The 10,232-nt window shown below is 36.8% G+C and carries 7 protein-coding genes; 4 read left to right on the plus strand and 3 right to left on the minus strand.

Features of this window, described 5'->3' with window-relative positions:
- The first annotated feature begins 131 nt into the window (after positions 1 to 131).
- Positions 132 to 2,858, plus strand: coding sequence for a pyruvate, phosphate dikinase (ppdK, locus tag HMPREF9144_RS05480; protein WP_040595395.1), 2,727 nt, complete (start codon positions 132 to 134; stop codon positions 2,856 to 2,858).
- A 119-nt stretch (positions 2,859 to 2,977) separates the two neighbouring features.
- Here the strand turns inward: ppdK and HMPREF9144_RS05485 are convergent, their stop codons facing one another.
- Positions 2,978 to 5,671: a valine--tRNA ligase gene (locus tag HMPREF9144_RS05485; protein WP_006044913.1), complete on the minus strand. Its 2,694-nt coding sequence runs from the start codon at positions 5,669 to 5,671 to the stop codon at positions 2,978 to 2,980.
- 131 nt (positions 5,672 to 5,802) lie between these two features.
- Here HMPREF9144_RS05485 and mazG point away from each other — a divergent pair, with 131 nt between their 5' ends.
- Genes mazG through HMPREF9144_RS05500 form a run of 3 tightly spaced genes read left to right on the plus strand, consistent with a single transcriptional unit; the run spans position 5,803 to position 8,193 of the window.
- On the plus strand, positions 5,803 to 6,699 hold the full coding sequence (mazG, locus tag HMPREF9144_RS05490) for a nucleoside triphosphate pyrophosphohydrolase (RefSeq protein ID WP_040595588.1): 897 nt from the start codon (positions 5,803 to 5,805) through the stop codon (positions 6,697 to 6,699).
- 18 nt (positions 6,700 to 6,717) lie between these two features.
- A complete protein-coding gene (locus tag HMPREF9144_RS05495; protein ID WP_006044915.1) occupies positions 6,718 to 7,275 on the plus strand; it encodes a lipocalin-like domain-containing protein in 558 nt (185 codons plus the stop codon).
- A 3-nt stretch (positions 7,276 to 7,278) separates the two neighbouring features.
- On the plus strand, positions 7,279 to 8,193 hold the full coding sequence (locus tag HMPREF9144_RS05500) for a ribonuclease Z (RefSeq protein ID WP_006044916.1): 915 nt from the start codon (positions 7,279 to 7,281) through the stop codon (positions 8,191 to 8,193).
- A gap of 12 nt (positions 8,194 to 8,205) precedes the next feature.
- Here HMPREF9144_RS05500 and HMPREF9144_RS05505 read toward each other — a convergent pair whose 3' ends face one another.
- A complete protein-coding gene (locus HMPREF9144_RS05505) occupies positions 8,206 to 9,027 on the minus strand; it encodes a hypothetical protein (protein WP_040595590.1) in 822 nt (273 codons plus the stop codon).
- 164 nt (positions 9,028 to 9,191) lie between these two features.
- A complete protein-coding gene (locus HMPREF9144_RS05510) occupies positions 9,192 to 10,061 on the minus strand; it encodes a hypothetical protein (RefSeq protein WP_006044918.1) in 870 nt (289 codons plus the stop codon).
- Positions 10,062 to 10,232: the final 171 nt, after the last annotated feature.

The raw sequence follows: 10,232 nt of genomic DNA on the forward strand, positions 1-10,232 counted from the left end.
TACATAAATCTGCTATTTTATAGCAAATGTAAAGCACATTATCTATTTTTTGCGCTAATAGTTTGTTTCTTCAGCAATTTATTATTATATTTGCACTGACGAAAAAAGATTTAAATATTTACATAATTATTATGGCTGAGAAAAGAGTCTACACTTTCGGCAATGGAAAGGCCGAAGGGAAAGCTGACATGAGGAATTTGTTAGGTGGCAAGGGAGCCAATCTCGCAGAAATGAATTTAATCGGTGTTCCTGTTCCTCCAGGATTTACAATTACAACCGATGTTTGTAACGAATATTTTGAAAAAGGTAAAGAAGCAGTTGTCGAAGCTTTAACTTCAGAGGTAACAAAAAGCGTTAAGCACATTGAAGATTTAATGAATTCAAAATTCGGTGATCCATCAAACCCATTATTGGTAAGTGTACGTTCTGGAGCACGTGCCTCTATGCCTGGTATGATGGATACTATCTTGAATCTCGGCTTGAACGATGATGTTGTAGAAGGTCTTGCAAGGAAGACTGGCAACGAACGTTTTGCTTACGATAGTTATCGCCGCTTTGTACAAATGTATGGAGATGTTGTTTTAGGTATGAAACCTGAAAACAAGGAAGATATTGATCCATTTGAAGCTATTATCCAACGTGTAAAGGCTAAACGCAACATAAAATTGGATAACGAAATGAATGTTGCTGATCTAAAAGAACTTGTTTTAGAATTTAAGAAAGCCATAAAAAGTCAGACGGGCAAAGAGTTTCCATCCAACCCTATGGAACAACTTTGGGGAGCAATTTGCGCTGTATTTACTTCATGGATGAACGAACGTGCTATACTCTATCGCAAAATGGAAGGTATTCCGCAGGAATGGGGAACAGCCGTAACAGTTCAGGCTATGGTTTTTGGAAATATGGGTGAAACTTCTGCCACAGGTGTTTGTTTTTCTCGTGATGCTGGTAATGGTGAGAATGCTTTTAATGGAGAATACTTGGTGAATGCGCAAGGAGAAGATGTTGTTGCAGGTATACGTACACCACAACAAATTACATTAAAAGGTTCGCTAAAATGGGCAGAACAACAAGGAGTAGACGAAAGTATCCGTAGCACAAAATTCCCATCAATGGAAGAAGCAATGCCTGAAATTTATGCGCAGCTTAACGCTATTCAGAAAAAATTGGAGAAACATTACCACGATATGCAGGATATGGAGTTTACCGTACAAGATGGAAAACTTTGGTTCTTACAGACTCGTAATGGTAAACGTACAGGTACTGCAATGGTAAAAATAGCCATGGATTTGCTAAAAGAAGGTGAAATTGATGAGAAAACAGCCATCTTACGTTGCGAGCCAAATAAACTTGATGAACTATTACACCCTGTATTTGATAAAGAAGCATTGGCACAAGCTAAAGTTCTTACACGAGGACTGCCAGCATCGCCAGGAGCTGCTACAGGACAAATAGTTTTCTTTGCCGATGATGCTGCAAAATGGCATGAAGATGGACACAAAGTAATAATGGTTCGTATAGAAACCTCTCCAGAAGATTTGGCAGGAATGAATGCTGCAGAAGGAATACTTACTGCACGTGGTGGTATGACTTCACATGCAGCAGTGGTTGCTCGTGGCATGGGTAAGTGCTGTGTAAGTGGAGCTGGTGGTGTTACTGTAAACTACAAAAAACGTACTGTAGAAATTGATGGAACAGTACTCCATGAAGGTGATTACCTATCGTTGAATGGATCTACAGGAGAAGTTTATTATGGTGAGGTTCAGACAAAAGCAGCTGAAGTTACTGGTGATTTCGCTCAGCTTATGGATCTTTGCAACAAATATACAAAACTACGTGTTCGTACAAATGCAGATACACCACGCGATGCAGAAGTAGCACGTACATTTGGAGCAGTTGGTATAGGACTATGTCGTACAGAACACATGTTCTTCGAGGATCTGAAGATTAAGGCTATGCGAGAAATGATTCTTGCAGATTCTATCGAAGGTAGGGAAAAAGCACTCGAAAAACTATTACCCTATCAGAAACAAGACTTCTATGGAATCCTAAAGTGTATGGACGGAATGCCTGTAAATATTCGTTTACTTGATCCGCCATTGCACGAATTTGTACCGCACGATGAAGCTGGACAAGAGGCTATGGCGGAAGAAATGGGTGTTAGCGTTCAATTTATTCGAAATCGTGTGAACTCACTATCTGAACATAACCCTATGTTAGGACTTCGTGGCTGCCGACTCGGCAACACATTCCCAGAGATTACAGCGATGCAAACACGTGCTATACTTGGTGCGGCTGTACAATTAAAGAAAGAGGGATTCAATCCAATGCCAGAAATTATGGTTCCACTCGTAGGAATTGTAAATGAACTTGACAACCAAGAAGTAATCATTCGTAAAACTGCCAATAAAATATTCAAAGCAGAAGGAATAGAAGTGCCATTTAAAGTTGGAACAATGATAGAAGTTCCTCGTGCAGCACTTACTGCAGACTTAATTGCTAATAAAGCCGAATATTTCAGTTTTGGTACGAATGACTTAACACAAATGACTTTTGGTTATAGTCGTGACGATATTGCAAGTTTCTTGCCAAGTTATCTTGAAAAGAAGATTCTTGATGTAGACCCATTCCAAGTTCTCGACCAAGAAGGTGTCGGTCAGCTTATTAAAATAGCAGTAGAGAAAGGTCGTAAAACTCGTAAGAAACTAAAGTGTGGTATCTGTGGTGAGCACGGAGGTGAACCAAGCTCTGTTAAATTCTGTCACCGTGTAGGCTTAAACTACGTTAGCTGCTCTCCTTTCCGAGTTCCCATTGCAAGGTTAGCTGCGGCACAAGCTGCAATTGAGTACGAACAATAGTCATTTTAAACTATTAATAAATAAAGGTGGGGTTCTTCATTTTGTAGAATACCCCACCTTTTTTCTGGATTTTACGAGAGCGAAGAATGGAATCTTCAGCAGTCTCGCTAAAATAAGAGTTATTTATTACGAAGTTCTTCTATATTTGCCTTAATAGTTTCAATTTTTTCTTCCGAATCGCTTTGCTTTTTACGTTCTTTAGCTATCACTGCTTCAGGAGCGTGTGCAACGAATTTCTCATTTGAAAGTTTAGTTTTCACACTTTTCAAGAAGCCCTCTAAGTGAGCCAATTCCTTTTCCAATTTCTCAATTTCAGCTTTTACATCAATCAGGTTTCCAAGTGGAACAGCAAATCCATCAGTACCAACCATAAATGCAGAAGCATCAGAACTCTTCTCATCTACAACATTTATGCTCTTGAGGTTAGCCATTTTTACAATGACACAATTGTAAGCTTCATAGTTGTTTTTGCCTACAGCTTCTAAAGCAAGCAATACTTTCGGGGCAATATTCTTTTGGTTGCGAACAGTACGAATGCCACCAACAATTTGCTTCACATTCTCAATTTCAGCAATCAAGGTCTTATCTTTATCAGTAGGAAATGCCAATTCAAGTTTCTCCAACATTATACTTTCTCCCTCGTTTCGGTCAAAAAGATGTTGCCAAAGTTCTTCTGTAATGAATGGCATAAATGGATGTAGCATCTTCAAAAGAATATCGAAGAAACCGAGTGTAGCCACATAAGTTTGCTTATCAATTGGTTTGCCATATTCTGGTTTTACCATTTCCAAATACCAACTAGAAAACTCGTCCCAGAAAAGCTTATAGACAGTCATCAATGCTTCTGATATACGATAGCTCTTAAATTGTTCTCCCATTTCTGAATTTACTTCTTTAAGCTTCGCATCAAACCATTTAATGGCTATTTTATTAGCCTCAGGTTGTTCTACATCTGCAGTCTCCCAACCTTGAACAAGGCGAAACGCATTCCATATCTTGTTATTAAAGTTGCGTCCTTGCTCACAAAGACTTTCATCAAACAATATATCGTTGCCAGCTGGAGCAGAGAGCATCATACCCATACGTACACCATCAGCTCCATACTTATCTATTAATTCTAATGGATCTGGCGAGTTACCAAGGCTCTTACTCATCTTCCGTCCAAGTTTATCGCGTACAATACCTGTAAAATAAACGTGTTTGAAAGGATAAATATTACGATATTCGTATCCTGCCATAATCATACGAGCCACCCAGAAGAAAATAATATCTGGACCTGTAACTAAATCGCTTGTTGGATAGTAATACTTTATTTCTTCGTTGTCAGGATTGTTGATGCCATCAAATACAGAAATAGGCCACAACCAACTTGAGAACCATGTATCCAAGCAATCGCTTTCTTGTTCTAAGTCGGCAACTGTTAGATTTGGGTTAATCAACTTTGCTTGCTCAAAAGCCTTTTCATTGTTTTCAGCTACTACAGTTATGGGTTTACCATTCGCATCTTTGAAGTAATAAGCTGGAATGCGATGTCCCCACCAAAGTTGGCGGCTAATGCACCAATCTTTGATATTTTCTAACCAATGCCGATAGGTGTTCTTGTATTTCTTTGGATAGAACTCTATCTCATCATTCAGTACAGGATTCAGTGCGATATCCGCAAAATGCTGCATACGTAAGAACCATTGTGTTGAAAGTTTCGGTTCAATAGGAACATTGGTACGTTCTGAGTAGCCTACCTTATTGTCATAATCTTCTATCTTTTCCATCAAGTTGGCTGCTTCCAGGTCAATTGCTATTTGTTTGCGCACGTCCATACGGTCTTGACCTATATATAAACCTGCAGCGTTCGATAGAGTTCCATTATCATTGAATATATCAATGGTTTCTAATCCATGTTTTAACCCTAACGCATGATCATTGATATCATGTGCAGGAGTAACTTTCAAGCAACCTGTACCAAACTGAATATCAACATAAGTATCTTCTATAACAGGTATACAACGCCCAACTAATGGAACAATAACATGCAATCCCTTTAACCATGTATTTTTCACATCATCAGGATTAATACACATGGCGGTATCACCCATAATTGTTTCTGGACGTGTAGTAGCTACGACTGCATAATAACCTTTATCGTCTTTATGTATGACATTATCATCACATTTGCGTTCTACCCTACTTTGGTCTTCTGGTGATATATAATATTTTAGATTATAGAGCTTTGAATGTTCATCTTTGTAAACAACTTCTTCATCCGAAAGTGCTGTCTCTGCACTTGGATCCCAATTTACCATTCGTACACCACGATAAATTAAGCCTTTATTATAAAGGTCGCAAAATACCTTTATAACGCTTCTACTACGTTTTTCGTCCATTGTAAAAGCAGTACGGTCCCAATCACAAGAGCAACCAAGTTTACGCAATTGTTTCAAAATAATACCACCGTGTTCGTCTGTCCACTTCCAAGCATGTTTTAGGAACTCGTCTCTAGATAAATCTGTTTTATTTATTCCTTCTTGTGCAAGTCTATTCACTACTTTTGCCTCAGTAGCAATACTAGCATGGTCGGTACCAGGAACCCAACAAGCATTTTTACCTTCCATACGTGCATGTCGCACAAGAATATCTTGAATAGTGTTATTAAGCATATGCCCCATGTGCAATACGCCTGTTACATTTGGTGGTGGAATAACCACAGTATAAGGTTCACGTCCATCAGGTTTAGAACTAAAGAGTTTATTGTTGAGCCAATACTCATACCACTTTGCTTCCACACTCTGTGGGTCGTACTTACTTGCTAATTCCATACGTTGTATATTATTATTTCTTTATTATCATTAAAAACGTTGCAAATTTACGAAAAAATCAGTTGAAAGCACTATCTTTGCATAACTATTAGCAGTACTCAGTACTTCTTTTAACTTTAAACTTGATTAAATTGCATACAAAAGAAGAAAAAATAGCAGCATTCTCGCGTTTACTTGATGTACAAGAACGACTACGAAAAGAATGTCCGTGGGATAAAAAACAAACTTTTGAGAGTTTACGCCCCAATACAATTGAAGAGGCATTTGAACTTGCCGATGCTTTAATAAAACACGATGAGAAGAATATTTGTAAAGAACTTGGTGATGTTATGGAACACGTTGTTTTTTATGCATCGCTTGGCAGTGAAACAAATGACTTTGACATAGCAGATGTTTGCAATGCTCAATCAGATAAACTGATGTTCAGACACGATTTTATTGATTGGACAGGATGGATCGTTTCGAATCATAATATGGTTATCAACAAGCGTGGGCAGGTTGTATATAAAGATGATCTTAATAGCGAAAGGCAAAGTGTCTCTTCTCAAAAAGAAGATTCTCCATCTACAGCTTCTCAGGTTGAGTTAACATGGGAACAACGAAAACAAAAGGAAAGAGACGGCAATAAAACTGTCTTATCAGGAGTCCCTAATTCGCTACCAAGTCTTATAAAAGCATATCGAATACAAGATAAAGCACGAAACGTCGGATTCGATTGGAAAAAGAAGGAAGATATATGGAAAAAAGTTGATGAAGAACTTAACGAGCTAAAAATAGAATTGGCAAAAGGTGATAAAGAAAAGTCTACAAAAGAGCTAGGCGATTTTTTGTTTTCTGTTATCAATGCAGCCCGATTGTATAAGCTCAATCCTGATAATGCACTCGAATATACAAATAAGAAATTCATTTCACGGTTCAATTACGTTGAACAACAAGCAAAGAAAATTGGTAAAAACTTAAAAGATATGACCATAGAAGAAATGGATAATCTATGGAATGAAGCAAAAGAAATAGAAAATAATAAGTAAGTTACTCTATATTTTATTATGAAAAAAGTACGAATACTGCTACTTTTTACAGCAATAGCATTCAGCTTTATTGGTTGTAAAAACAAGAAAACAACTACAGTGATAAGTCCTAATATTAATAATGTAGACTCACTTAATAGTGGGGATTCTACCATTTATGGTACAATGCTCGATGGTGGAATGAATTCTATATTACTCCTTACTGATAAGGGCGACACTCTAGAAATTATTCAAAACCCTGATGATTCTACAGATGTTGTGAAAGGAGGAAAACTTGTTGGCGACCGTTTTGCTGTAACAGCTTATAAGGAGTATGGTGATTTAATTCTACGAAAGGCTATCAATATAACCTCACTGTTTGGAAACTGGTCTAGTTTAGACAAAAGCTTTGAAATAAAGGAGGGAGGAGAAATTACATCAAATCTACAATCAGAAAAAGATGCATGGACTTTCTGGAAGATATTTAATGGTAAACTTCTCCTTTCAAAAGACACTTTCGATGTGATTGAGTTAGGGGCAGATTCTATGTCGCTTGAGAATAATGCTGGAATATTTGTCTTTACACGAAAGAAATAAAGCGTGATTCCATTTAAAATTCACATATTAGGTTGTGGTAGTGCTTTACCTACACTTCGTCATAATGCAACTTGCCAAATAGTAGAGATACGTGGTAAATACTTTATGATAGATTGCGGAGAAGGTACACAAATACAAGTACGTCGTACCAAGGTTCATTTCACTAAGATTCAGGCTGTTTTTATTTCACATTTACACGGTGATCATTGTTTTGGTCTATTTGGTATGATTTCTACTTTTGGAATGACAGGGCGTACTGCCCCACTCCACATTTATGCTCCAAAAGAGTTTGAAGAATACTTTAATTTATCGATGGAACTATTTTGTAAGAAACTTGAATTTGCTGTAATGTTCCACCCTATAGAAACAACCGAAACAAAAGTAATTTACGAAGATAAAAGTCTTACAATAGAATCTATTCCATTGGAACACCGCATTCCATGTTGTGGATTTCTATTTCGCGAGAAACCTACTACACCACATATTCGTCGCGATATGATAGACTTTTATAATATACCTATCAGTCAAATTAATAATATAAAGGCTGGAGCAAATTGGACTACAGCTGATGGTGATATTATTATGAATAGTAAGCTTACAATTCCAGCAGACAAGCCACGAAGTTATGCTTATTGCTCTGATACAAGATATATGGAACAACTATATAAAAAAGTTGCGAATGTAGATGTACTCTACCATGAAAGTACTTATACAAACGAATATAAAGATAGAGCAAAGAGTTACTATCACAGCACAGCAGAAGAAGCCGCAACTGTTGCTAAAAAGGCTAATGTAGGAAAATTGCTTTTAGGACATTACTCGGCTCGTTATTTAAACGAAGATATTATTCTAAATGAAGCAAAAGCAATTTTCCCCAATAGTTTCCTCACAAATGAAGGTATGGTATTTGATGTGTAAGCCCTTATTTCTTTATAACTTTACAACTTTCTTACCGTTAATAATATAAATTCCTTTTGGCAAATTGTTTAGTTCTCCATTAAACTTTGCTCCACTAACATTATAAATCTCTTTTGAATGATTTGTATTAGCCGTAGGAATGGAAATAGCTGTTGTATTCTTCTCTATTACTATCTTACTTTTTACCACACTGTTTCCCACTGTTACGCAGCGCATCTTTGGATTATAAGCTGCTCCAGAAGGTTGAGTGATAGCACAACCTTCTAATGTAAGTGATGCTATATCAAGCATAGAACCTATTTCTGAACCTTCAACTGTTACATTAGCATTTCGAATAGTAATATGCTCCATAGCTCCATCATTTCCTGTAATACCATATTTACCACTCTTCGCATTCACTGTACAATTGTCTATGGTTAAATCTGTTCCCATTGCAAATATAGCACAATTGTCTCCACCTTCTACATTAAGCGTACCTTCACCAGTAATAGTTAATGGTGTTCTTAATCCTATTGCAGTATGTGCTGCTACTAAGTTATTGGTCCCTATAACTTTCACTATCAATCCATCTATCTTAGAAGAGATAGCATCTTTATCGCCAGAATTAATAGTAGCGTTTTGTAGAGTAAGTGTTTTTGTTTCAGGATTATAATTCACAATTCCACTAACTTCAGCTATTGTTGAAAGATCGTTACAGTTGTCTGAACTTACTTGTGAACTAGCTACCCAAAGATCGTACATTTTCTGTGCACGAGTTGTTGTTGGTAGAATTAAAATTGCAATGAGCAATACGATAGTAGCAATACTTTTTTCTTTAGATAATGATTTATACATAATAAGATGTATGCCTCCCATTTAAACTCTTAACGAGCAACGCTATATAAAGGCATGAGCGTTTAGATTTTTCTGAATATATTATAATTGATATACAATATTCTCCTTCCTATAAATAGGCTTTTACACACAATTTATAGGAAGAATATTGATATATAGGTTTCTTATTTCTTCAGAATTTTCTGTCCATTTACAATATACATACCAGCTGGTAGGTTTTCTATCTTATTATTGACACGACTACCATCTAATGTGTATATACCACATTTCTTAGTTTTTGTATCGGTCGCAACAGATTTTATACCAGTAGAGCCCTTTGTTATTACAACCCAATCTGTTACAACATCTCTGTTAGCACCATAAAGGTAGAAATAAGGATATTCGTATTCTTCAACCTCTTCCCAATATGCTCCCGTAGGAGAAGTTATTGCACAATCGGTAAAAGTTGGATCTCTATCCCATACCCAAGCAATACTACCTTTATGCGTACTGTTGCTATTACTACCACCTTTTACGCGTACATTACAGTTATCAAATATCCAATAACCACCATAAAAGCCATTACTCCCACCACTTGCTTCGACACTACAATTGCTAATTGTAATTGTCCCTTGGTTAAATACAGCTTTATTATATTTATCATCGCTTGCAGTAGACGATCCTGTAAGTGTGAGTTTACCATCGCCCGAAATACGAATTTCTTTATCCATATTCCAAATACTTGTTTGCTTATCGGAAACAATAGAGCTTTCGTTACTAACACGGATTATCAAGCCATCAACTCTGTTTTCTATACCGTGAGTACTTGTTGCATGAATAGTAGCTCCATCAAGCGTTAGAGTTTTAGAATCGTTATCGTATTTTGCTTTTCCCGTAACACCTTTTATAACACTCAAATTGTTACAGTTTTCGGAAGTTACTGATACACCAGCAATTTTAATGTTGTAAGTATCTTGCGCCATTCCTTGTTGCGCCATTGAAACGAATAAAACAGCAAACGCTGCACACATACTTTTATACAGATCGTTTTTCATTATTAAAGTGCCTCTCCTTTCACTCTCTTTTTGCGAGAGAACGCCATTTAGAAGCAGGGGCGTTCAGGTTAAGTAATATTTCTGGCTACAAATGTAATTCTTTTTCTCGAAAAGAACAAAACATAATAAAAAAAATAATAAGTATCTATAAGTCTACGCTCCATAAGGTGT

This window comes from Prevotella pallens ATCC 700821 (genome assembly GCF_000220255.1).
GTDB classification, from domain to species: Bacteria; Bacteroidota; Bacteroidia; order Bacteroidales; family Bacteroidaceae; genus Prevotella; species Prevotella pallens.